The sequence below is a fragment of the Acetonema longum DSM 6540 genome (assembly GCF_000219125.1).
GTDB classification, from domain to species: Bacteria; Bacillota; Negativicutes; order Sporomusales; family Acetonemataceae; genus Acetonema; species Acetonema longum.
This window is the reverse complement of the sequence record NZ_AFGF01000126.1, coordinates 101,795-124,154: the sequence shown is the minus strand read 5'-3', so window position 1 is coordinate 124,154 and position 22,360 is coordinate 101,795. Positions and strand designations below refer to the sequence as shown.

The window sequence follows — 22,360 nt, the reverse complement described above, 5'->3', positions numbered from 1 at the left end:
GCTTATTGCTCCCCAGGAGATGAAAGGGCAGCCAATGTACCAAGAAGAATGTAATTTGAGATCATAGAACTACCTCCATAACTGACAAAAGGTAAGGTGACGCCGGTTAACGGCAAAAGGTTAACAACGCCTCCTATGATGATAATGGTCTGTAATCCGAAAAAAAGAGCTAAGCCGGATCCTAGTATAGACCGGAAGATCATTTCGTTGTCACTGTTACGGTCACCGTTGATATAGATAGAATTGCGCAAGGCGCGGTAGATCAGGATAATATAGAGTAATAGAATGCAGCCGGTTCCCACCAGACCAAGTTCCTCGCCGATAGCCGCAAAGATAAAATCGGTATGTACCTCCGGTATAAACCAGGGATAACCGAAAGAAATTCCGCTGCCGATAATTCCTCCCGAGCCAAGAGCAAAAAGGGATTGAACGGTCTGATAACCAGCGCCGTTAGGATCTGTCCAGGGATTAAGCCAGATGTCCAGTCTGGTCCGCACATGGGGAAACAATCGATAAACTAACAACGACCCTATGAGAAAGAACCCGGATGCATATGCTACATAGGCTGTCTGACCGCTGGCGATAAACACCATACCTATCACTGTTCCGAAATAAAGCAGTGCGGCTCCTAGGTCACGCTGCAGCACCAGAACCAGCATAGCGATCATCCAGACAATAAGAAACGGCGCTGCAAATCGTACATGAGGCAGGATAAAAGGCCCCCACTTTCTCGTGGCATAACTTAAAACTCCCCAGTGTTCACTGAGATAAGCGGCTAAATATAGAACGATCAGCAATTTGGCAAACTCTGAAGGCTGGAATCGCAGGGAACCTAATAAGATCCAGTTTTTGTTTCCTCCTATTTCTGTACCAAACAGCAAGGTGGACAGCAATAAAAGGATCCCTAAAATCCCGGCAATATATTTATAACGGAGCAGCAAGGATATCCTGCTGCGCCACCAGACCGGTATGAGGAATAACATCGCTCCGGCTAAACACCACAATAACTGTACATAATACAGTTCAGGCTTCAACCGCAGGGTAAAAATTAAACCGATAGAGGATAATAAGGCTGCAATGGGATAAAACAGAGGGTCACCCTCATATCCTGCCCGATCTAATCCTGCCTGCACAAGCCACCATGAGACAACTAAGGTCAGGCAGGCTAAGACTTCCTGATAATTGACGCCTCCCAAGGCTGTGCTTACCGCTAAGATTCCTAACGGCAGCACCAGACTGTTGATCAGCAATAAAGAAGTACCTGTATGTATACGGTTCATAGGCCTGAATCATCACTCTCATGTTTGATCAGTATCGCTGTTATATTATCCAGTCCGCCTGCCAGATTAGCCTGGACGATCAGTTCATCCACGCAATATTTCACACCGGTGTCCTGATTGTCAAGCCCAGATTTTACAATTTCTAAAATATCGTCTTCCCGAATCATATTGGTTAACCCGTCTGTACACAGAAGTAACAAATCTTGATTTTCCAGGGCAAGACTTCCGGTATCAATATCAACATATTCGCTTGTTCCCAGTGCCCGGGTCAATATGTTACGCTGGGGATGAACCAAGGCTTCCTCCTTGGTAATGGAGTGGTTGCGCACAAGTTCTCCTACCAGGGAATGATCTTCGGTGATTTGAATCAATCGTGCCTTGTGGACGAGGTATAAACGGCTATCGCCGGCATGAACCCAGTAGGCCTGCCCGGCATTGATATAGACGGCCGTCATGGTCGTTCCCATACCCTGATATTCCGGATAAGCCTGAGACTGGTCATAAATAGCCGTATTCGCCTGCTTAAAAGCCTGGTGCATCACTTTTAACGGGCCGTCCAGGCCGATATTGGCCCTGACAAAGCCGGCAAAAGTGTCAACGGCCAATCTGCTTGCAATTTCCCCGGCAGCATGTCCTCCCATGCCATCAGCTACTACAAACAGATTGGGTAAGTCCAGTAAAAAACCGTCTTCGTTTGTCGTTCGAACTAACCCTACATGGGATTTCCCGTAAGCCTGCAAGCCGATTTCACTCCTCAAACCGAAACGTTGTCGATCCTACTTTTATTATATCCTGATGTTTCAGTAAAACATCACCGCTAAGCAACATACCGTTATAATATGTTCCATTGGTGCTGCTCAGGTCGGTCAGCCAATACTCTTGTTTACGCCTGGAAATACAGGCATGTTCATGGGAAACGACAGCTTCCGGAATCACCACGTTGTTTTCCGGCCCCCGACCAATGCTAATCTCCTCCTGTATCGGAATCGCAGCGATGCCCGGGGCAAATTGTCCTCGTTCCAGTATTTTCAATACCGACTGCCTGCTCTTAGTCTGGCTGATGTTCCCGGCGTGAGAGCTATAGTGTTTTTCATAATTTCGCTGCGAAATATCCTGCTGGATCACTTGGATCGTGCGAAACAGAAAATAAAGAATGAATGCCAAAAGACTGTACTGGAGAACGACTGTCAGCACCTGAAAATTTTTCGGATGCAATTATTTCACCTCATACAATATTATGGTATTGCCCAGCTTAATTCTATCACCTGAAGCTAACACTTTTCTAACAATCCGATGCTCGTTGATATATGTGCCGTTCAGGCTTTTGGCATCATTCAGGACATGTTTTCCTTCCTCCAAAATGATATAAGCGTGCAATCTGGATGCATTCATATCGGTCAATGGCAGTTCATTGCTCTCCAGGCGGCCGATATTCACCCTTTGTCTGGCAATATCTGCAAACAACCCCTTATCCAAACCGTCAATAACCGTCAACAACCCCGCTATGACAACCTGCCGGTTAGGCTCAGCTACGGATAGCTTAGGAAAAACCTTCGTATCGGAAAAATCATTATCGGCCTCTTCCGGCGCGGGCGGCTCTGTGGTCGGCTCAGGCTCGGCGAATTGGTTCTCAATCCGGCACTGGCCAAGAGACAGCACAGGATCAAGGGCTACCTCCATTTTCAGTTGACCCGCAAAAGTATAATTTTTTTTCCGGGAGTATTCCGCCAGATACTGGTGTAATTCCTGGCGAAGTTCGGAAATATAGGGACTCAGTCGTTCAAAATCCACTTGGCTCAAATAGACAGTATAGGAATTAGGGACATAAAGATTTGAAACACCCACCATTTTGGCATTATCCATGGACCGGGCCATGTGCTTGGCAATTTCCACCGGCTGCAATTCGCTGGACAATTTCTTTTCAAAAAAACCTTCAATATGTTTTTCAAAAAAATTTTCGAGCTGGTTAAGGTTCAATTTATCAAACCGGTTCAATTTCATGAGGTTGTTCACTCCAGAATATATAATTCCTGATGCTATTATATACTCAATAGCGGCTTTAAGTCAAAATATTGCCAGTTTCGGCGATTACAGCCGCTTGTTGCGCAACTGCCCGCAGGCAGCGCTGATGTCCGCCCCCATTTCCCGCCGGACGGTCACATTGACTCCGAAGGTTTTTAGGGCGGCCTCAAATTCCCGGATTTTTTTATCGGCAGGACGTGCCCAGCCTCGCTCCAACACGGAATTTACCGGAATCAGGTTCACCGCTGCCAGGCGTTTATGGAGCAGCCCGGCCAGTTCTTTTGCATGTTGCATTGTATCATTGATACCGGCAATCAAAAGATATTCATAGGTCACCCTTCTGCTGGTTTGGTCCGCGTAATAATCAGCGGCGCTAAGCAATTGTTCTATGGGGTAGGTATGATTCACCGGCATCAGCTGGGAACGGAGGGCATCATTGGCTGCGTGCAGCGAGATGGCCAGGGTAATGGGGATTTTTTCTTCCGCCAATTGACGAATAGCTGGCACTAAACCGGAAGTAGACAGGGTTATATTTCGATAGCTCATGTTCAGGCAGTATGGTTCATGGCACAGCTTGATAAAACGCAGAACCTCGTGATAATTTGCCAAGGGTTCGCCAATTCCCATAATCACAATGGAATCTACTTTTTCTTCTTCAGACTGCAGCCATTCATTCAGATAGAGGACCTGAGCCAGAATCTCGCCGCCGGAAAGATTGCGGGAAAAGCCATGGAGCGTGGAAGCGCAAAAAGCGCATCCCATGGCGCAGCCAACCTGAGTAGAAACGCACACGCTGTTGCCATAGGACTGGCGCATCAGCACCGTCTCTATCGCAGCAGAATCCTCAAAGGCCATTAACAGCTTGCTGGTCTGACTGTCGGCAGAATGCTGCTCTCCCAGGATCTCAGGCGTACAAATATAAAAATGTTCCTGCAGCAATTGGCGCTGCCTCTGTGGCAGATTGGACATAAGGTTAAAATCCTTAACGCCTCTTTTATAAATCCATTCGGCAATTTGAGCGCCGCGATAGGATTCAATACCCAGCTCCGTCATTTTTTCCTTTAGTTCCGGAAGAAACAGACCGTAAATATTAGGTTTAGTCATCGGCTCTATCTCCCACCCTGCGCAACCGCGCGATGAAAAAGCCATCAACGCCGTCAATATGGGGAAACAATTGCATCATTTTTTCCGGTTGTTCCGGTCGCGGCACAGGCATCAGCCGGCCTGCATGTTCCAAGACAAAATCACGGCGTGACGCCAAAAATCCATTCACAACATCCTGGTTTTCCTCCGGTTCAATGGTGCAGGTGCTGTATACCAGAATACCGCCGGGCTTGACGCAATCAGCGCTGCTGTGTAAAATTGCCGATTGTAAATCCGGCAATGCACGCAGCAGTTTTTCGTTTTTGCGCCAGCGGGAATCCGGTTTGCGCCGCAGTACCCCCAGCCCGGAACAAGGGGCATCCACCAGAACCCGGTCCGCTTGATTTTTGTACAAAGAATTTAACTTTACTGCATCCATTTGTCTGGTTTCTAGGCAATGAATGCCTAATCGCTTTGCATTCTCCCGAATGAGAGCCAGCTTATGCTCATAAAGATCGGTGGCTAAAACTTTGCCGCTGTTGTTCATCAGGGCAGCAATATGCGTGCTTTTACCGCCGGGAGCACCGCAGGCATCAATAATAAATTCTCCCGGCTGGGGCCCAAGCACATGGGCCACCAGCATGGAGCTTTCATCCTGGACCTGGAATAACCCTTCCTGCAAGGATGGCATTGAAGCCAACGCAGGATGCTCGGTGCAGACCAAACCTTCTGGCGTCCAGTCTGAGGGAGTCGCTGTCGCCTGTTCGGCTGTCAGCCGGTCCAGCAAATCATCCCGGCTGATTTTTAAAGTATTGGTGCGAAGACTCAGCGGCGGCGTCAGGTTATTGCTGGCACAAAGTTCTTCGCAAAACGCAAAGCCATAACGAGTCAGCCAGCGTTCAATCATCCATTCCGGATGGTAATAACGCAGCGAGAGATACTGATCCGGATGGTTTGCCGGGTCGGGATATACCGGCTTGTCCAGCGTTCTGGCGGCGTTACGCAGTACAGCATTCACAAATTTAACCGTTCCGGCATGGCCGTACTTTTTAGTCAATTCCACGGCCTGATTACAGGCAGCCGAAACAGGAATTCTGTCTAAAAAAAATAATTGATAGATGCCCATCCGCAGTATGTTTCTGATAACGGGTGAAATTTTATCAAGAGAACGGCTGCAGTAATGGGACAATAGCCAGTTCAGCGTATTCTGCGCCTTTACGGTCCCATAGACTAATTCCGTCATAAACCGCCGGTCTTGGTTGGATAAGGTCTGCCGCTCAATCGCTTTCGCTAAGGCAATGTTGGCATAAGCCTGGTTTTGTTCAATATCCTGAATGACTAATAAGGCTGCTTCTCGGGCATTCATGGAATCACCGCCACCACCGCTCCTCTGTTTCATACTTGAATAAATTGTTCAATCGCCCGCTTTACCTCCGCTATATCGACCCTGGTATTGCAGCAAGGGCCAAAGGGACGTTGGTTTAAAACGCCGATAACCGGCAAGGGAAAAACGTCCTGAATACCGCTGGTCAAATCCCGTTCACAGGCAATAGCCAACACTGCCTTGGGGCGCAATTGCTTAATCACCTGTCTGGCCAGCGTTCCTCCCGTTGCAATGGCAAAATGAACGCCCATGGATTCTGTCAGGGTTAAAATCTCCCCTACCTGACACTGGCCGCATTTTTTGCAGTTTCCTATCTGGCGGGTGATTTTATGGGGACAGGTATCCAGCTGGATGCAATGGGGGGTAAGTATCAGCAGTTGTTCCGGTTTTACCCGGACTCTCTTTTGTTTTACCAAATGGTTGCTGACTTCAATAAACGAGCGCTCGATGCGTTCCTTTTCAATATCGAAAATCTTACCCAGCATGATTGCCAAAGGAAATAACAGGTTGATAGCCGACCAGGCTAATCCCTGGAATACTCCCAGGGTTGGCCAGCCTATAATAGCCAGAATGATGCCAGCGACTCCGGCGGTAATGGCAAGGGCAACTGCTACCAGCAGCATGCCCAGCAGAAATGGCAGATAGGCGCTGATATTGGACAATCCAGGAATGCTTACTTTCCAAATGCCATAGGTTGACAGGCAGGCTAACAGCAGACTGCTTAGAATCAGAGCCAAAAAGAGACGTTTTCTGGGGCGCGATACTACCTCAAACATTAGTTCCACCTCTAATCAAAAACTTCGCCGACCGAAAGGCAATATCCACCCGCACAGTCGCGCGCATTCATTTTTTTGCGGCACTCAGGCTGGAGCTCAAGAAGTTCTACTGTGCCACGGCCTGTTTGCACGATAACGCCGTAGTCGCTGAGTGCAATAATAGTCCCCGGCTCTTTGCCGGTGTCTTCACTGCCGCTGATTCTGGTCCGACAGAGTTTAAAGATTTTGCCCTGGTAGAGACAGTAAGCGCCCGGCCAGGGATTAAGACCCCGTATCAGGTTATGCACGACGGCAGCTGACTGTTTCCAATTAACCCGTTCCACTTCCCGGGTTAAGAGCGGCGCGTAGGTGGCCAAATCATGGTCCTGAGGCTTGCGAGGCGCCGTTCCGCTCCGGATGGCCTGCATGGTTTTTGCCAGAAGTTCCGCACCCTGCAATTTTAATACCTCATACAGTTCGCCCGTAGTCTGATCAGCTGTTATGGTTGTGGTATCCGATAAAATTATATCGCCGGTATCCATGCCTGCGTCCATATACATGGTAGTCACACCGGTAACCGGCTCTCCGTTGATGACCGCCCAGTGAATCGGAGCGGCCCCACGGTATCTTGGCAATAAAGAGGCATGCACATTGATACAGCCTAAAGGCGGCAGATCCAAGAGCGATTTAGGCAGTAGCTGACCAAAAGCCACCACCACAATCACTTCTGGCCGCAATGCCGCCAATTGCGTAATGAACTGATCATTGCGGATTCTCTCTGGCTGAAGCACTGGAATTTGATGGGCAGCAGCCGTTTCTTTCACCGGCGGAGCAGCCAGCACACGGCCTCTTCCTTTCGGCCTATCAGGCTGAGTGACGACACAAACCACCTCATGGCCTTCGCTGATCAATCGTTCTAAACAGGGAACCGCAAAGTCCGGCGTTCCCATAAAAATCGTGCGCATATCAGGAATTCCCCTTGTAGACAGTTTTTGCCCGCTCAATGAACAATATACCGTTCAGATGGTCGATTTCATGCTGCAGGGCCCGTGCCAAAAGCCCGTTCGCCGCAATACGGATCTTTTTGCCCGAGCGGTTTAATCCTTCCACGGTGACATCAGCATATCTTTCTACATCACCGTATACTCCGGGAATGCTCAGGCAGCCTTCCGAGGCCACCTGTGTTCCATCGGATTCAACAATTTCGGGATTGATGAGTTCGACCAGCCCTTCTCCTGCATCAATTACAACGATCCTAAGCAGGATTCCTACCTGAGGCGCTGCCAGACCCACGCCTTCCGCGCCATACATGGTTTGCGCCATATTATCCAATAATTCTTTAACCTTGCGGTCTATTTTCGTTACTGCCTGGGCCCGTTCTTTCAATACCGGATCTCCGGCCTTTTTTATTTCTAATATAGCCACGTTGCTACCTCCTATGGTCTTCCCAATAAATCAAACATCCTTATTATTGTACCCAATCCACCTGTACATGGCAATCGGTTGAACCCCGAAAGACAGTATCTATACAACGCTGATCGGCGAAACATCAAAGACTGTGTCCGAGAGAGTGTGCCAGTTTTTCTGCCGGATAATTTCTTTGACAGTGTCCAAATTCCCGGCTTTGATTAAAATGATCATCCGGTAACGGTCCTTGACCTTGAGTACAGGCGCCGGAAAGGGGCCGATGATGTCCGTTCCCGCGTCAGGTCTCAGCTCGCTTTTCAGAGCCGCCGCCAGTTGTTCAGCTTTCCTTCGGGCAGTATCCTCCATACCGGCGGCTACAGTACATTTTATTAATTGGCAAAAGGGTGGATAAAGCAGTTTTTGCCGAAATTCTATCTCAGCTGCGTAAAAAGATGAATAATCCTGGTTAGCGGCGGCGCAGACCGCATAGTGTTCGGGATTATATGCCTGCACAACGACTTTGCCCGGTTTATCGCCGCGACCTGCCCTGCCGGCAGCCTGGGTAATCAGGGCGAAAGTTCTCTCGGCCCCGCGGAAATCCGGGATATTAAGGATGGTATCCACTGACAAAATACCAACAGCCGTTACATTTTGCAGATCATGCCCTTTAGCGACCATCTGGGTCCCTAATAGTATATCATACCTGCCGGCGTCGAAATCCGAGAGAATGGCATCCTGAGCCAGCTTGCCATGGGTGGTGTCCTGATCCATTCTAACAATCCGGCAATCGGGGAAAAGCTGCTGCAGTTCCTGTTCGACTTTTTGCGTACCGGTGCCGAAGAATTTGATATAGCGGCTTCGGCATGCCGGGCAAAGTGTCGGAACCGGTTCGACGGCGTCACAGTAGTGACAGCGCATCATGCCTGCAGCATAGTGATAGGTTAAAGCCACGGCGCAATGCCGACATGTAATCACGTGACCGCATTCCCGGCACATGACAAAGGTGGAATGGCCCCGACGATTCAACAGAATAATGGCTTGCTCACCGCGTTGAATGGTATCCCGCAGCAACCCTTCCAACTGGGTGGAAAGTACGCTGCGCCTGCCCTTTTTCAACTCTTCCCGCATATCCACCAGCATGACCTGAGGCAACACGGCGCCGGCAATTCGTGACGGCAGCGACAGCAAGACATGCCTGCCGGCCAAAGCATCATAAAACGTTTCCACCGCAGGCGTGGCGCTGCCTAAAACGACTGCTGCCTGAGCCAGATTTGCCCTGGTCATGGCAACATCGCGAGTGTGATAGTAGGGAGATTCTTCCTGCTTATAGGTGAATTCATGCTCTTCATCCAAAATGATAATGCCCAAATTAGGCGCCGGCGCAAACACAGCCGACCTGGCCCCGATGATGACGCCTGCTGTTTCCTCGCGGATTCTCTGCCAGGTATCATACCGTTCATTCAGAGAAAGTTTACTGTGTATGACCACCACATCATTGGCAAATCGGGCTTTAAATCGTTGCACCAACTGGCTGGTCAAGGCTATTTCCGGCACGAGAACGATTGCCTGTTTTCCGGCCTGCCGCACCGCCGCAACGGCGCGAATATAGACTTCGGTCTTGCCGCTTCCGGTAATGCCATGCAGCAAAAAACTCTGAAATCGGCTATAAGATAATGCATCGGCAATAGCGGCAACAGCATTCTCCTGTTCCGGCGACAGTGTAACAGGTTGATACTTCCCTGCAACATTCTGATAGCTGTCGCGCATAACCTGCTTTCGAACGATTTTTATCATTTCAAGATCAACCAGGGTCTTAACTGTCTGACGAGACACCTTCATTTCTTTCAAATCAGCGTCAGTTAGGTTTCTCGTCAATAATGCCTGAATGAGCCGGAACTGAGCAGGTTTCCTTTCCATTTGGGGTAAAATGCCTGTCACCTGTTCGCCCGTGAGAGCCAAGTGCAGCTCAGACTCATATTTATTGACTCTTGCGGTTTGCACGGTACTGCTGCAGAGGACGAGTTTCCGCTGTTTCAGTTCCTCGATCAGCGACCGTGCCTCTGGTCCGAATTCTTTTTGGAACTGCCGCATCGTCACTATTTTTTGCCGGCGGAACCATTCCAATACCGCCGCCTGGTTTTCTGTCCTGGTTTCGTTGAATATACCGGCGTAATTCGCATTTAAATAATAGAATTTTTCTTTTCGAATGCCTTTTTTACCCGGGATAAACAGACGCATTGCTTCCGCCAGAGTGCAAAGGTAACGCTCACTAAGCCAGCGGGCTGTTTGCATCATATGATCATCAAACCAGGGATCATCATCTAAGACGTCCTGGATAGGCTTTAACTCATCTTTCCGGCCTTCTGGCTCAGAGCGGACCGCTACCACGAAACCTTCTTCCTGCCTGGAGCCAAAAGGTACAACCACCCGCCAGCCGGTATCCAGATAGGAAAATTGGTCCGGAATAAAGTAAGTGAAAGCGTCGGTCAGGTTCCGGATACCGGAATTAATGACTACCTCAGCCGTTTTTATCATGTTTTACCCCAATACAATCGCTTATAGTTATAACTCTTATCTTTAGATAAACTTAGCGAAATTCCTGTAAAAAACCGCGAAAAAACGCGGACATTTATGGATATGTCCGCGTTTTTGGAATTTACTATGATAGATTGGCTTCCCGGCGCAAAGCAGCGGCTTTGTCGGTCAGTTCCCAAGGCAGATCCAGGTCAGTCCGGCCAAAATGACCATAAGCGGCTGTTTGCCGGTAAATAGGCCGGCGGAGGTCCAGATTTTGAATAATCGCAGCCGGACGAAGGTCAAAATGCTTTTGCACCAGTTCGGAAATCTTCTCTTCGGAAAGTTTGGCCGTACCAAAAGTTTCGACCAGCACCGAAACAGGACGGGCTACGCCAATGGCATAAGCCAGCTGGATTTCACATTTGTCCGCCAATCCTGCCGCTACAATATTTTTGGCTACATAACGGGCGGCATAAGCGGCGGAACGGTCTACTTTCGTGGGGTCTTTGCCGGAAAAAGCGCCGCCGCCGTGACGGGCCATTCCGCCATAGGTGTCGACGATAATCTTGCGTCCGGTCAGGCCGGAGTCTCCTTGAGGTCCTCCGACGACAAAGCGGCCGGTAGGATTGATATAGTATTTGGTCTTACTGTCAATATACTCTTGGGGGATAATCGGCAGAATTACTTTTTGGATAATGTCCTGTTCAATCTGGGACAATTCCACGTCCGGACTGTGCTGAGAAGAAATCACAATCGTATCCACCCGCACCGGCTTGTCATTTTCATACTCCACCGTAACCTGAGTCTTGCCATCCGGCCTTAAGTAGCCCAACTCCCCGCTTTTACGGACTTCCGACAGCCGGCGGGAAAGTTTGTGAGCCCAGGCAATGGGAGTTGGCATCAGTTCGGGAGTTTCATTGGTGGCATACCCGAACATCATCCCCTGGTCCCCTGCGCCGATGGTTTCAAATGCATCCGTATCGCCTGCTTTGGCTTCCCGCGACTGGTCCACTCCCAGGGCAATATCCGCCGACTGCTCGTCAATCGAAGTCATGACGCCGCAAGTTTCACTGTCAAAGCCATATTTTGCGCGGGTATACCCGATATCCTTGATGGTCTGCCGGACAATTTTGGGGATGTCTACGTAGCAATTCGTGGTTATTTCACCGACCACATGCACCAAACCGGTGGTAACCAAGGTTTCGCAGGCCACACGGGCATATGGGTCCTGCGCGATGATGGCATCCAATACACTGTCGGAAATCTGATCGGCCATTTTATCAGGATGACCTTCTGTAACGGATTCTGAGGTGAATAATCTACGCATAACGTACCTCCATACTTTATAGATTCTAGTAAAAAATCACCCCGCCATGGAGTGATTTATTTTCACTCCCATCTTGCGAAAAAAATTCGCCGGAATTGGCACCGTTTCGACAGAGACTCTGTCAAATGGTTGCCGCAGCTTCATCGGGCCAGTCCCTCCGCCAACTCTGGATGAGTTTACTATATATAGTTTTTTACCAAGAAAATCTTACAGCAAATGAATTGAAAAAGCAAACAATTTTTATTGCCTTTTCCTTATTTCCATTTGCTTTTACACGAAACTGCAAATTCTATCAAGCAGGACATGCGCCAACTTGTCTTTCTCCATTTGCGGCAACTCTTCCGACGAGCCGTTCCGATACAAAAGTTTTACGATATTGGTGTCAGAGTTAAAGCCGGCGCCGGGGGCAGTCACATCATTGGCAACAATCATATCCAGGTTTTTCTGAACGAGCTTTTGCCGGGCATAGGTTAAAAGTTCATGAGTTTCCGCCGCGAAGCCGATTAAGAGTTGATTTGGTTTTTTTAAACCGCCTAGCTCTTTTAAGATATCCGGGTTTTTTTGCAAAATAAGCGTCAATGTGTCATCAGTTTTCTTTATTTTTTGGGGGGCAGTCTCTGTTGGCCGGTAATCAGCCACTGCCGCCGCCTTAATGACAATATCGGTGTCGGGAAATGCCGCCAAGACGGCCAGCCTCATCTGCTCAGTTGTTTCAATGGCAATGACTTTAACGCCGACCGGCGCCGCGAGAACAGTAGGGCCGGTTACTAAAGTAACCTCCGCCCCTCTTTCGACAGCGGCTTTGGCAATTGCATATCCCATCTTTCCGCTGGAACGGTTGCCGATGTAACGAACCGGATCAATCGGCTCCCGGGTGCCGCCGGCAGTAATTAGGATTTTTTTCTGCTGCAAGTCTTTTTTATGGCCTAAATAAGACAACAGCCTGTCGACAATAACCGCTGGCTGCGCCAACCGGCCGAAGCCTTCGACGCCGCAAGCCAGCCGGCCGCTTTCCGGTTGAATGATGTCATAACCCAGTTTCGCCAGTTTCACCAGGTTTTCTTGCAGGATCGGGTTATTATACATATTCGTGTTCATGGCAGGCGCCAAAATGACAGGCGCTCTGGTCGCCATCACCGTCGTGGAGAGCATATCATCGGCAATACCATTGGCAATTTTGCCAATGATATTCGCGGTTGCCGGCACGATCGCAAACACGTCGGCCAGGGAAGCCAAGGCGATATGCTCTACATTCCATTTTTTCGGCTCTTCCCACATGCCGACAACTACCGGATTCGCCGTTATTTCGCGAAAAGTAAGAGGAGTGACAAATTTGGCAGCTGCATCGGTCATAATGATATGCACGCTGCAACCGGCTTTTTTCAGACTACTGGCCACTTCAACCGCTTTATAGGCCGCAATCCCTCCGCTGACTCCCATCACAATATTTTTGGTCTGAGTCATGGAGCTCCCCCCTATTTTATGCCGGCTTTGGTGCGTTCGTAAGAAATTTTATTCTGGGCAACCTCTTCCAGGGCCAGGGTGACCGGCTTATTGGATTTGCTTTCCGCCAGGGGGGAATCGCCATTCATTACTTCACGGGCCCTTTTGGCCGCTAATACTACTAATGTATATTTACTATCTACTTTACTGACTAAAACATCTAAAGACGGACGAATCATTGGAATCCCCCTTAATCATTACAGATCTTGTCTAATATGTCTTGATTTCTCACCGTCCGGCACTTCTCCGCCGTAACAATCGACCGGATCTTGTTCACAGCCTTGGCCACTTCATCATTCATGATTACATAGTTGTAACTTCCGGCTAGGGATAACTCAGTTTTGGCGCAGCCGAGGCGCTTGGCAATCGCATCCGGTGTATCAGACCCTCTTTTGTTAATTCGTACTGATAACTCCGCTAATGATGGCGGGACAATAAAGATAAAGACTCCTTGTGGAAATTTTTCTTTTATTTTCATGGCACCCTGAACATCAATTTCAAGAACCACGTCTTGCCCGTTTTGCAGTTTCTCATCCACATACTGGCGGGGAGTGCCGTAATACTGCCCGTACACTTGGGCCCATTCCAACAAGGCATCCTGGCTTAGCATCTGCTGAAACGATTCAAGAGAGACAAAATGATAACTTACGCCTTTTATTTCTCCCGTTCTGGCGGGACGGGTCGTTGCTGAAACGGAGTAATGCAATTCAGGCATACTCCGCAGCAATTCTTTACAAATCGTTCCCTTCCCGGTGCCGGAGGGACCGGAAAGGACAATTAATATTCCTTGCTGCATTTGAAAACCCCTTCTTTAATTACTCGGCAGCGTCATCGGCAACATCCTTGCTGACCAGACGATGGGCGACAGTCTCGGGCTGAACGGCAGAAAGGATCACATGATCGCTGTCAGCAATGATAACTGCCCTGGTTCTTCTGCCATAAGTGGCGTCAATCAGCATCCCCCGATCCCGTGCTTCCTGAATAATGCGTTTGATCGGAGCTGATTCAGGACTGACAATTGAAATAATCCGATTGGCGGAAACAATATTACCAAAGCCGATATTGATCAGTTTGATTTCCATAGCAGAAAAAAACCTCCCTCAGTAATCTCCTATGTTTTGCCGGTCCATACTCATCTATTATTACTCTATGTTTTGGATTTGCTCTCTGACCTTTTCTATTTCACTTTTCATTTCGACAACCATATTGGACACTGTATAATCATTTGCTTTGGATCCTATGGTGTTAGTTTCACGGTTCATTTCCTGCACGATAAAATCCAGTTTGCGCCCTACCGGTTCATCTGACAAAAGTGTAACCCGGAATTGATTCAAATGGCTTTTCAGGCGCACTACTTCCTCGGTAAAATTAACTCTGTCCGCATAAATTGCCACTTCTTGCATAATTCTTGTTTCATCCGGTGCCGTTCCCGCCGAATCAAGCAATTCTTTCACTTTGGTTAAGATTTTGTCATAATAGTCGGTAATAATCTGGGGCGCTCTTTGGTCAATAGCATGCACCAAGGAGTTCAGCTTTTCAACTCGCTGAAGGAGGTCCTGCTGGATATGCTCACCCTCATTTTGCCGCATTGTTGTCAAATTTGCAACTGCCACATCTAATGCCTGAGCCAGTTTTTCCCAAAGCAAAGCAGTATCCTCATCCACTTCTTCCACTTTGAGTACATCCGGATATTTTGTGATATCATAAACCGAATCAGGCGGATCCATGGCCAGCAGTTGAGCTAAGTCTCTTAATGCTTTATGGTAAGCCATTGCTAATTCTTTGTCAACTCTGAGCACCCGATTCTTTTCACCGAACTCATCAAGAGAAATAAAGATATCAATCCTGCCCCGCACCAGGGTTTCCGACACTTTTCGCCGGATTTTATCTTCCAGACTGGCAAGATTTTTCGGCATGCGGATGGATATTTCATTATAACGATGATTTACTGCCTTGATTTCAGCAACAAACCGGTAATGTTTGTCCAAAAATTCCCCACGGCCGAAACCGGTCATGCTTTTTAACACTGTATTGCTCCTCTCAAGCATCTCACGCCTTGTGCATTTTGCGATGTTATTATTAACTGGGCCGCCGCTTCTTAATCCGGTATTCCAGAAATATTCTGCTTCCACCGAATAATTCCTTTTATTGCTTTATTATTTTATCTTCTCCAGGTCAAAGTAAAACTTACGCTGCTGCCCTTTATTCGTCAAATTCAAAAGCAGCGTTTTTTTGTTGTCCAGGCCCTGGTCATAAAAATAAAAATAACACTGGGCCGAATATAGTGGCCGGGGTTTTGTCCAAGCAGTCCTGACAGTCTTGCCGGGAAAAGTGGCATGATACAGCCTGAAAATGCGGCCATCCTGAGTTAATGCGGCTTCTGTTCCCTTAACAAAGTCCGGGCTGTCTCCATATAATATGACACTAATGACCACAAATCCTGTGTATTCGGTTAAAACTTTTTCCGCTGCCCAGCTGCCCGGCGCCTTTCCCTGAAGGGTTTTTTCCCGCGCATCCAGAGCCAGCAGCAAAAACGGCGTGTATAAATAAGCGCGGTCAGCCGCGTCATTTATAGCTGTCACCTTTTCCTCATAGGAAATCCAAGGAATTAAAAAATCGGACAGTACCGTGCGATTATGCTGTTTGCCGTACTGATGCGCTTCCCGGATAGCAGCCCCATTCATGGGAGCAAGGGCTGCAGCGGTGTTGGTCAATAGGCATAAGATAAGCAGTGAAACGAAAAATTGTCTCATGTCACACCTCCGCCAAAGAGTACGATTCGCAGCTTAAAGCAGTATTACGGAAAATGACCTCTCTTCAGAGGTCATTGACCGGGATAAAGCAGCTTTGCAGCGGAATCCGCTGACAGAAATTTAACGGATCTCGCATTTTCCCTGAAATACCTGGGTTGCTGTCCCAGACAAAATAACTCGGTTATTTTGGTCCCATTCAATGGATAAATCGCCGCCGTCCAGATGGATCACAGCTCTGCGCTCGGTTAACCCGTTTAGCGCCGCTGCCACCAGAGTGGCACTGGCACCGGTGCCGCAGGCCATGGTGATACCGGCGCCCCTTTCCCATACTTTCATGATGGCCTCATTTTTCCCCACCACTTTTACAAACTCTACATTTGTTTTTCGTGGGAACAAATTGTGGCATTCAACTTTAGGGCCAAGAACACCGAGATCGATGCCTTTCAAGTCCTCGACAAAAATTACGCAGTGAGGAACGCCGGTGGATACAGCCGTGGCGTAAAAGGTCTGTTCCCCAATCTGGATCGGAACATGAACGGCAGTATCATTCGGGTCTCCCTGCATTGGGATTTGCGCCCGTTTTAATTTAGGTTCTCCCAAATCCACCCTGACGATTACATTGCCATCGTTGCCATCTACTAATTCCGTGCGAATGATTCCTGCCAGGGTTTCAATCTCCATCTGGCGCTTGAGGAGCAGACCATTCTCAAAAACATAGCGGGTGAAGCACCGGCTGCCGTTGCCGCACATTTCAGCTTCGCTGCCGTCCGAATTGATGATTTTCATCCGGATATCCGCTTTTTCCGAAGGTAAAACAATGATCAGACCGTCAGCGCCAATCCCCAGATGACGGTCGCAGAAAAAAGCGGCCTGCTGTTGTAATTTTGCGATGGTTGCCGCGGTTTCCTGTAACCCATTTACGATAATAAAATCATTTCCTATTCCGTGCCATTTGCTAAATTGCATATTAATCCTCCTATTTAAGCTGCTATTAACTTACAGCTTTATCAAGTGTACTTAGTGGCTGCGGGAAAATACATTTTCCGCCGCCGGAAGAAAAGATACTTCACGAGATTCAAAATCATGGTCCAGCCCGAAACAGCTACAACCAGCAGCCAGTCATTGACGGTCAGCGGCACCGTGGCAAAGACATTGCTCAATGCAGGAGTATAGATCACCATTAATTGCATAATCGTAGAGCATATTACCGCGAACACCAGATATAAATTGGAGAAGAATCCGATTTCAAAAATATTAAACATCTCCGAGCGGCACTCAAAAACATGAAAGATTTGGCAAAACACCAGAGTAGTAAAAGCCATGGTGCGGGCGGCGGCCAAATCGTTGCGCCAGAAGTAAACGGCGCCAAACACAAAAATCGTACTCAGGCCAATTTGAATCCCCCGGAACATAATCCGTTTGCCCAAACCCCGTGAAAAAAGACTCTCATTGGGCAGCCGGGGCGGTCTCTGCATGTTATTAGGTTCACTGGGATCCAGTCCTAACGCTAATGCCGGTAATCCGTCGGTAACCAAATTGACCCATAATACCTGCACCGGCAGCAAAGGCAGCGGCAAGCCCACCAAGGTCGCCATAAACATGATCAAAACTTCCCCTGTATTACATGATAACAGATAACGGATAAATTTGCGAATGTTATCATAGATACCCCTGCCTTGTTCCACTGCTGCCACAATGCTGGCAAAATTATCATCAGCCAGAATCATGGAAGAAGCTTCTTTGGTAACGTCCGTACCTGTTACTCCCATGGCAATGCCGATGTCTGCTTCCTTCACGGCCGGTGCGTCATTAACTCCGTCACCGGTCATAGCCACAATATGCCCTCTCTGTCTAAGCGCCTTTACGATTCTCAGTTTGTGGGCCGGCGACACTCTGGCATACACAGTGACTGTATCGGCAATCCGGTATAGCTCCTTATCGCTTAATGCATCCAGTTCAGAACCGGAGAGGGATTTATGCATCCCTTCATAGTAGATCCGCAGTTCTTTGGCAATGGCTACCGCCGTCTTGGGGTGATCCCCGGTAATCATAATGGTTTTGATACCGGCCTGCCGGCATAAAGCGACAGCTTGTTTAGCTTCTTCTCTAGGCGGATCAATCATGCCGGCCAGACCTGCAAAGACAAGGTCTTGTTCCGGATTCAAATCCCCGGATTCATCTTCCGGTACGCGGCGATAGGCCATGGCCAAAACCCGTAAAGAGTCAGAAGCCATAGATTCATTCATTTCTAATATCTTTTCAGCTATTTCCGCTGTTAATACCTGTTCTTTAGTTCCATGCAAATAGTATTTGCATAAATGAAGGATGGTATCAGGCGCTCCTTTGGTAAACAGCATCAACCCGGATGCTGGATCACGATAGAGTACTGACATCCGGCGACGTTCGGATTCAAAAGGAAATTCCGCCACTTTTTGCATGGATTTTTCCTGTTCCTCCCGCCAAATGCCGGCTTTGGCTGCGACCACCGTCAAAGCCCCTTCTGTCGGGTCCCCTTCCACAGTCCAGACTTCCGCCTTCTTGCGCCACAAGCCTCCCACGCCAATGCTGCCGCGCTTGATCACACTGTTATTGCACAGACTGCCGATCTCCAGACACTTTTTCAGCGCTGGCGCCCGGGTCACATCCAGCTTTTCCCCCCGATGCAGGATATCCCCTTGTATGTCATAGCCGCCGCCAGTCACTTCATAGGTCATGTCCCATTGATAAATCCGGCGCACTGTCATGGCGTTTTGCGTCAGTGTGCCTGTTTTATCAGAACATATTACCGTCACGCAGCCCAGAGTCTCTACGGCGGGTAATTTTCGCACAATAGCATTGCGTTTGATCATGCGCTGTACTCCCAAGGTCAGGCATACCGTTACGATAGCCGGCAGTCCTTCCGGGATAGCTGCTACCGCCAGGCTGATGCCCGCCATGCACATCAAAAATAATGGTTCCCCTTTAAAAATGCCGACAACCACTACTAACAAACAGATGGCCAGGCAGCCCCAGACCAACCACCGTCCCAAATGTTCCAAGCGCTGCTGCAGCGGCGTAGTATCGTCACCGGCTTCGTGAATCATACCGGCAATTCTTCCCACTTCCGAATGCAGGCCGGTAGCGCACACCACTGACTTGCCCCGGCCCCTGGTTATGCTGGTGCCGGCGTACAGCATATTTTTTCTGTCACCCAGGGGAGCGTCCTCGGTCAACTGCATTTCCGCCATCTTGCGGGTCGGTATGGATTCCCCTGTTAAAGCGGCTTCCTCCAATTCAAAATTATAAGCCTCCACAATCCGCGCATCCGCAGCCAGCCTGTCACCCGATTCATGGACCATGACATCGCCCGGAACTAATTCCCTGGCGGGAACCTGCTGGATAAAGCCATTGCGAATCACCGTTGCCACAGGAGCGGTAAGCTGCTTTAACGCTTCTATGGACCGTTCCGCCCGGTATTCCTGAACAAAGCCTAGTAAGGCATTCAGCAGCACGATTGCCAGTATGGTAATGGCATCCACATACTCTCCGACTATGGCGGAAATCAAGGTTGCTCCCAACAATACCAGTACCATAAAATCCTGAAATTGCGCCAGCAGGGTTTTCCACCATATCGTTTTTTCTTTCTCAGGCAGCTCGTTATAGCCGTATAGTTTAAGTCGCTTTTGCGCCTCATGGGTTGTCAGCCCTTGGCTGAGATCTGCTTTTAAATGGGCTGCTGTCTCTTCAACCGTATAACAATGCCAACGCTCTCCGTTCATGTCTTTTTCCACCTCGTTCCGGTTACACTTTTTGCCACTAACCATCTTATTCTCACAGGGGTGGAAATAGACCTGGGGCGATCACCTGAACAGATCGCATATTGAATCCTGGTCCGGCGGAATGGTATACTATATGGAATGGAAAATCCGGGAGGAAAGCATCATGAATATAGACGGACTGTCTCTGTTCCCGCTGGTCAAGGAATTAGATGCGGCGCTAACCGGCGGACGCATCGAGAAAATCTACCAGCCTGACAAACTGACGGTGGTACTGCATATCCGGGTTCCGGGGAAAACGGTGAAATTATTCATCTCAGCCAATCCCCAGTCCCCAACAATCCATATTTCTTCATTCTCCGGTGAAAATCCGGCTGCGCCGCCGGGTTTCTGCATGCTGCTCAGAAAGCATCTGGAAGACGGACGCATTGCGGAAATAGCGCAGCACAGCCTGGACCGCATTGTTCGGATCGATCTGGATGTCCGGGATGAATCCGGCGCTATTACTACCAAATCATTGATTTTCGAGCTGATGGGCAAACACAGCAATCTGGTATTCACTCATAACGGAATCATCATTGATGCGCTGAAACGGGTGGGACTGGCGGTAAACCGTCATCGTCAAATCTTGCCGGGAAGACAATATGTACTTCCCCCGGGACAAGAACGCCTGAATACCCTTAGAATCCCGATGGAAGAATTTATGGCTACGCTGCTGTCAAGACAGGATTTGACGTTAATAAAAGCCATCTTCGGCACAGCCACAGGGCTGGGGCCGGTCAGCGTGAAAGAAATATGCTGGCGGGCCAATGTGGCGCCGGACACTCCGGTGGCCGGTCTGGAGCCCCGGGATATAGACCGAATCCAGCAGCAATGGAGCAGCATTGCCGCTTCGGTCCAAACAGGAATTCTTCGCCCCACAGTCGTCATCGACAAGGATTCGCGACTGCTAGCCATGGCCTGTTTTCTCCTGACTCACCTGGCTGTATACCGTACGAAAGAATTCAGCAGCATGAATGCCGCCGCAGAGTGGGTCCATATGACCACCGGTCCCAAGCAGCAGCCTTCCGGCATAGAAGCCTTACGGAAACCGGTTATCACTGAAATCAGCAAATTGCAGCGCAAACGAGCCGTTTTAGAGGAGGAACTGGCTGAGGCGGATACAGCGGAAACCTTTAGAATATACGCTGATATACTGATGGCTCACGGTCATCACATCCGCGTCGAGCCCCGCCATCCTCAACCGGAGAACGTGACGCTGCCCAATCTTTACGATCCCGGTTTACAACCCGTCATCATCCCCATCGACCCCCTGCGCAGCGGCATCGGAAATGCCCAGAAATACTATGCTCGCTATAATAAATTAAAGCGGGCGCAGCAATCTATCCGAGGGCAGTTAGGGCAACTGGAAGCCGATATTAGCTACTTGGAAAGCATTCAAGTCTCCCTTGACGCTGCATCCAGCCAAAAAGAGGCCAATGAAATCCGTCAGGAATTAATCAGTGCCGGTTATATTGCCAGACCGGCGAAAAAATCCCGCCCAGACACGCCATCAGCGCCTTTGACTGTAAAAGCCGGGGATGGTACGATCATCCTGATCGGCAGAAACAACCGGCAAAATGATCTTTTGACCTTTAAGATAGCCCAGCCCCATGACCTTTGGTTTCATACTAAGGACATTCCCGGCTCCCATGTGGTGCTGCGAACCGATTCGAACGATCCCTCCCCCCAGACGGTTCTCCTGGCCAGCCGTCTGGCCGCATATTTTAGCAAAGCCAGATATTCGGCTAATGTTCCGGTGGATCACACCCGTAAGCGCTATGTAAAGAAACCGAATGGAGCTAAACCCGGTTTTGTCATCTATGACCATCAAACTACTCTATTTGTTACTCCCAGTGAAAGCGAAATCAAATCCTTACTGCATTGAGTAAAAAACTAACCGTTTTTCTGCGGCAATCAAAAAAGCAGCGAGGTTTCTTCCCTGCTGCCTTTTTGTATTGCTTTTTAGTCAACTATTTCGTTGATAACCACCCGGGCGACCTGATCGGTCGCTATAAGCTGCACACTGACGACTTCCTTGCTGGACGTTGGCACATTTTTCCCCACATAATCGGCCCGGATAGGTAGTTCCCGGTGCCCCCGATCAATTAACACCGCCAGTTGAATGCTCTGGGGACGTCCCAAATCAATGAGAGCATCTAAAGCTGCCCGAATGGTTCTGCCTGTATACAGCACATCATCTACCAGGATGATCTTCTTGCCGTTTATGTCAAAGGGCAGTTTGGTTTCGCGAACAATCGGCTGGTGGGACAGGGTGGACAGATCATCCCGGTATAGCGTGATATCCAGTACTCCTACTGCTATATCTCTGCCTTCAATCCTGCCTATTTCGTGAGCTAATTGTTCCGCCAGGGGAACGCCCCGGGTCCGGATTCCCACCAGTGCCATATTCTCAATACCTTTATTCTTTTCAATCACTTCATGGGCAATGCGAATCAGCGCCCGCTGGATGGCCTGTTCGTCCATAATAGAAGCTTTCTCCACTAGAGGCATGCTCCTCCTCCTCGCATTTTA

21 protein-coding genes and 1 riboswitch are annotated in these 22,360 nt (G+C 49.0%); of the genes, 1 reads left to right on the top strand and 20 read right to left on the bottom strand.

Annotated elements, in window-relative coordinates:
* Positions 1-2: 2 nt before the first annotated feature.
* The 19 genes from ALO_RS13880 to ALO_RS13790 form a co-directional block, all read right to left on the bottom strand.
* Positions 3-1,280 carry an FtsW/RodA/SpoVE family cell cycle protein gene (locus ALO_RS13880; protein WP_004573497.1) on the bottom strand — a complete coding sequence of 426 codons (1,278 nt, stop codon included), beginning with the start codon at positions 1,278-1,280 and terminating at the stop codon, positions 3-5.
* A complete protein-coding gene (locus tag ALO_RS13875) occupies positions 1,277-2,020 on the bottom strand; it encodes a Stp1/IreP family PP2C-type Ser/Thr phosphatase (RefSeq protein WP_004573496.1) in 744 nt (247 codons plus the stop codon). The genes ALO_RS13880 and ALO_RS13875 overlap by 4 nt, the downstream gene beginning before the upstream one ends.
* A gap of 7 nt (positions 2,021-2,027) precedes the next feature.
* Complete coding sequence (locus ALO_RS20975; RefSeq protein WP_004573495.1) at positions 2,028-2,495, bottom strand: FHA domain-containing protein; 468 nt, start codon at positions 2,493-2,495, stop codon at positions 2,028-2,030.
* Complete coding sequence (locus ALO_RS13865; protein ID WP_004573494.1) at positions 2,496-3,281, bottom strand: FhaA domain-containing protein; 786 nt, start codon at positions 3,279-3,281, stop codon at positions 2,496-2,498.
* 87 nt (positions 3,282-3,368) lie between these two features.
* A complete protein-coding gene (rlmN, locus tag ALO_RS13860) occupies positions 3,369-4,406 on the bottom strand; it encodes a dual-specificity RNA methyltransferase RlmN (protein ID WP_004573493.1) in 1,038 nt (345 codons plus the stop codon).
* Positions 4,399-5,751 (bottom strand): 16S rRNA (cytosine(967)-C(5))-methyltransferase RsmB, encoded by a 1,353-nt coding sequence (rsmB, locus tag ALO_RS13855; protein WP_004573492.1) that lies wholly within the window; start codon positions 5,749-5,751, stop codon positions 4,399-4,401. Before rsmB ends, rlmN begins: the two co-directional genes overlap by 8 nt.
* 29 nt (positions 5,752-5,780) lie before the next feature.
* Positions 5,781-6,545 (bottom strand): DUF116 domain-containing protein, encoded by a 765-nt coding sequence (locus ALO_RS13850; RefSeq protein ID WP_004573491.1) that lies wholly within the window; start codon positions 6,543-6,545, stop codon positions 5,781-5,783.
* Positions 6,546-6,556: 11 nt separating this feature from the next.
* Positions 6,557-7,498 carry a methionyl-tRNA formyltransferase gene (fmt, locus tag ALO_RS13845; RefSeq protein WP_085944952.1) on the bottom strand — a complete coding sequence of 314 codons (942 nt, stop codon included), beginning with the start codon at positions 7,496-7,498 and terminating at the stop codon, positions 6,557-6,559.
* Positions 7,491-7,949, bottom strand: coding sequence for a peptide deformylase (gene def / locus ALO_RS13840; protein WP_004573489.1), 459 nt, complete (start codon positions 7,947-7,949; stop codon positions 7,491-7,493). The genes fmt and def overlap by 8 nt, the downstream gene beginning before the upstream one ends.
* Positions 7,950-8,048: 99 nt before the next feature.
* Positions 8,049-10,466, bottom strand: a complete 2,418-nt coding sequence (priA, locus tag ALO_RS13835; RefSeq protein WP_004573488.1) for a primosomal protein N' — start codon at positions 10,464-10,466, stop codon at positions 8,049-8,051.
* A 124-nt stretch (positions 10,467-10,590) separates the two neighbouring features.
* Positions 10,591-11,775, bottom strand: a complete 1,185-nt coding sequence (gene metK, locus ALO_RS13830; RefSeq protein ID WP_004573487.1) for a methionine adenosyltransferase — start codon at positions 11,773-11,775, stop codon at positions 10,591-10,593.
* 65 nt (positions 11,776-11,840) lie between these two features.
* Positions 11,841-11,952: riboswitch (SAM riboswitch) on the bottom strand.
* 93 nt (positions 11,953-12,045) lie between these two features.
* Positions 12,046-13,239, bottom strand: a complete 1,194-nt coding sequence (gene coaBC, locus ALO_RS13825) for a bifunctional phosphopantothenoylcysteine decarboxylase/phosphopantothenate--cysteine ligase CoaBC (RefSeq protein WP_004573485.1) — start codon at positions 13,237-13,239, stop codon at positions 12,046-12,048.
* 11 nt (positions 13,240-13,250) lie between these two features.
* Positions 13,251-13,457: a DNA-directed RNA polymerase subunit omega gene (rpoZ, locus tag ALO_RS13820; protein WP_004573484.1), complete on the bottom strand. Its 207-nt coding sequence runs from the start codon at positions 13,455-13,457 to the stop codon at positions 13,251-13,253.
* A gap of 11 nt (positions 13,458-13,468) precedes the next feature.
* On the bottom strand, positions 13,469-14,074 hold the full coding sequence (gene gmk / locus ALO_RS13815) for a guanylate kinase (RefSeq protein ID WP_004573483.1): 606 nt from the start codon (positions 14,072-14,074) through the stop codon (positions 13,469-13,471).
* A gap of 19 nt (positions 14,075-14,093) precedes the next feature.
* The gene (gene remA / locus ALO_RS13810) at positions 14,094-14,360 is read right to left on the bottom strand and encodes an extracellular matrix/biofilm regulator RemA (RefSeq protein ID WP_004573482.1); all 267 of its coding nucleotides are present in this window, start codon (positions 14,358-14,360) and stop codon (positions 14,094-14,096) included.
* A gap of 60 nt (positions 14,361-14,420) precedes the next feature.
* A complete protein-coding gene (locus ALO_RS13805) occupies positions 14,421-15,305 on the bottom strand; it encodes a YicC/YloC family endoribonuclease (RefSeq protein WP_004573481.1) in 885 nt (294 codons plus the stop codon).
* Between the two features lie 129 nt (positions 15,306-15,434).
* Positions 15,435-16,031, bottom strand: coding sequence for a hypothetical protein (locus ALO_RS13800; protein ID WP_004573480.1), 597 nt, complete (start codon positions 16,029-16,031; stop codon positions 15,435-15,437).
* Between the two features lie 120 nt (positions 16,032-16,151).
* On the bottom strand, positions 16,152-16,997 hold the full coding sequence (gene dapF / locus ALO_RS13795) for a diaminopimelate epimerase (RefSeq protein ID WP_004573479.1): 846 nt from the start codon (positions 16,995-16,997) through the stop codon (positions 16,152-16,154).
* 41 nt (positions 16,998-17,038) lie between these two features.
* Positions 17,039-19,789, bottom strand: coding sequence for a calcium-transporting P-type ATPase, PMR1-type (locus ALO_RS13790; RefSeq protein WP_004573478.1), 2,751 nt, complete (start codon positions 19,787-19,789; stop codon positions 17,039-17,041).
* A 163-nt stretch (positions 19,790-19,952) separates the two neighbouring features.
* Here ALO_RS13790 and ALO_RS13785 point away from each other — a divergent pair, with 163 nt between their 5' ends.
* Positions 19,953-21,713 (top strand): Rqc2 family fibronectin-binding protein, encoded by a 1,761-nt coding sequence (locus tag ALO_RS13785; protein ID WP_040293465.1) that lies wholly within the window; start codon positions 19,953-19,955, stop codon positions 21,711-21,713.
* Between the two features lie 77 nt (positions 21,714-21,790).
* On the opposite strand, the gene pyrR is transcribed toward ALO_RS13785, so the two are convergent.
* The gene (gene pyrR / locus ALO_RS13780) at positions 21,791-22,339 is read right to left on the bottom strand and encodes a bifunctional pyr operon transcriptional regulator/uracil phosphoribosyltransferase PyrR (RefSeq protein WP_040293463.1); all 549 of its coding nucleotides are present in this window, start codon (positions 22,337-22,339) and stop codon (positions 21,791-21,793) included.
* Positions 22,340-22,360 lie beyond the last annotated feature (21 nt).

What these genes read in the sequence shown, in the direction of transcription:
- ALO_RS13880 (WP_004573497.1), bottom strand. Translation starts at nt 1,280, where the DNA reads ATGAACCGTATACATACAGGTACTTCTTTATTGCTGATCAACAGTCTG.
- ALO_RS13865 (WP_004573494.1), bottom strand. Translation starts at nt 3,281, where the DNA reads ATGAAATTGAACCGGTTTGATAAATTGAACCTTAACCAGCTCGAAAAT.
- rlmN (WP_004573493.1), bottom strand. Translation starts at nt 4,406, where the DNA reads ATGACTAAACCTAATATTTACGGTCTGTTTCTTCCGGAACTAAAGGAA.
- rsmB (WP_004573492.1), bottom strand. Translation starts at nt 5,751, where the DNA reads ATGAATGCCCGAGAAGCAGCCTTATTAGTCATTCAGGATATTGAACAA.
- ALO_RS13850 (WP_004573491.1), bottom strand. Translation starts at nt 6,545, where the DNA reads ATGTTTGAGGTAGTATCGCGCCCCAGAAAACGTCTCTTTTTGGCTCTG.
- priA (WP_004573488.1), bottom strand. Translation starts at nt 10,466, where the DNA reads ATGATAAAAACGGCTGAGGTAGTCATTAATTCCGGTATCCGGAACCTG.
- metK (WP_004573487.1), bottom strand. Translation starts at nt 11,775, where the DNA reads ATGCGTAGATTATTCACCTCAGAATCCGTTACAGAAGGTCATCCTGAT.
- coaBC (WP_004573485.1), bottom strand. Translation starts at nt 13,239, where the DNA reads ATGACTCAGACCAAAAATATTGTGATGGGAGTCAGCGGAGGGATTGCG.
- rpoZ (WP_004573484.1), bottom strand. Translation starts at nt 13,457, where the DNA reads ATGATTCGTCCGTCTTTAGATGTTTTAGTCAGTAAAGTAGATAGTAAA.
- gmk (WP_004573483.1), bottom strand. Translation starts at nt 14,074, where the DNA reads ATGCAGCAAGGAATATTAATTGTCCTTTCCGGTCCCTCCGGCACCGGG.
- remA (WP_004573482.1), bottom strand. Translation starts at nt 14,360, where the DNA reads ATGGAAATCAAACTGATCAATATCGGCTTTGGTAATATTGTTTCCGCC.
- ALO_RS13800 (WP_004573480.1), bottom strand. Translation starts at nt 16,031, where the DNA reads ATGAGACAATTTTTCGTTTCACTGCTTATCTTATGCCTATTGACCAAC.
- dapF (WP_004573479.1), bottom strand. Translation starts at nt 16,997, where the DNA reads ATGCAATTTAGCAAATGGCACGGAATAGGAAATGATTTTATTATCGTA.
- ALO_RS13790 (WP_004573478.1), bottom strand. Translation starts at nt 19,789, where the DNA reads ATGAACGGAGAGCGTTGGCATTGTTATACGGTTGAAGAGACAGCAGCC.
- ALO_RS13785 (WP_040293465.1), top strand. Translation starts at nt 19,953, where the DNA reads ATGAATATAGACGGACTGTCTCTGTTCCCGCTGGTCAAGGAATTAGAT.
- pyrR (WP_040293463.1), bottom strand. Translation starts at nt 22,339, where the DNA reads ATGCCTCTAGTGGAGAAAGCTTCTATTATGGACGAACAGGCCATCCAG.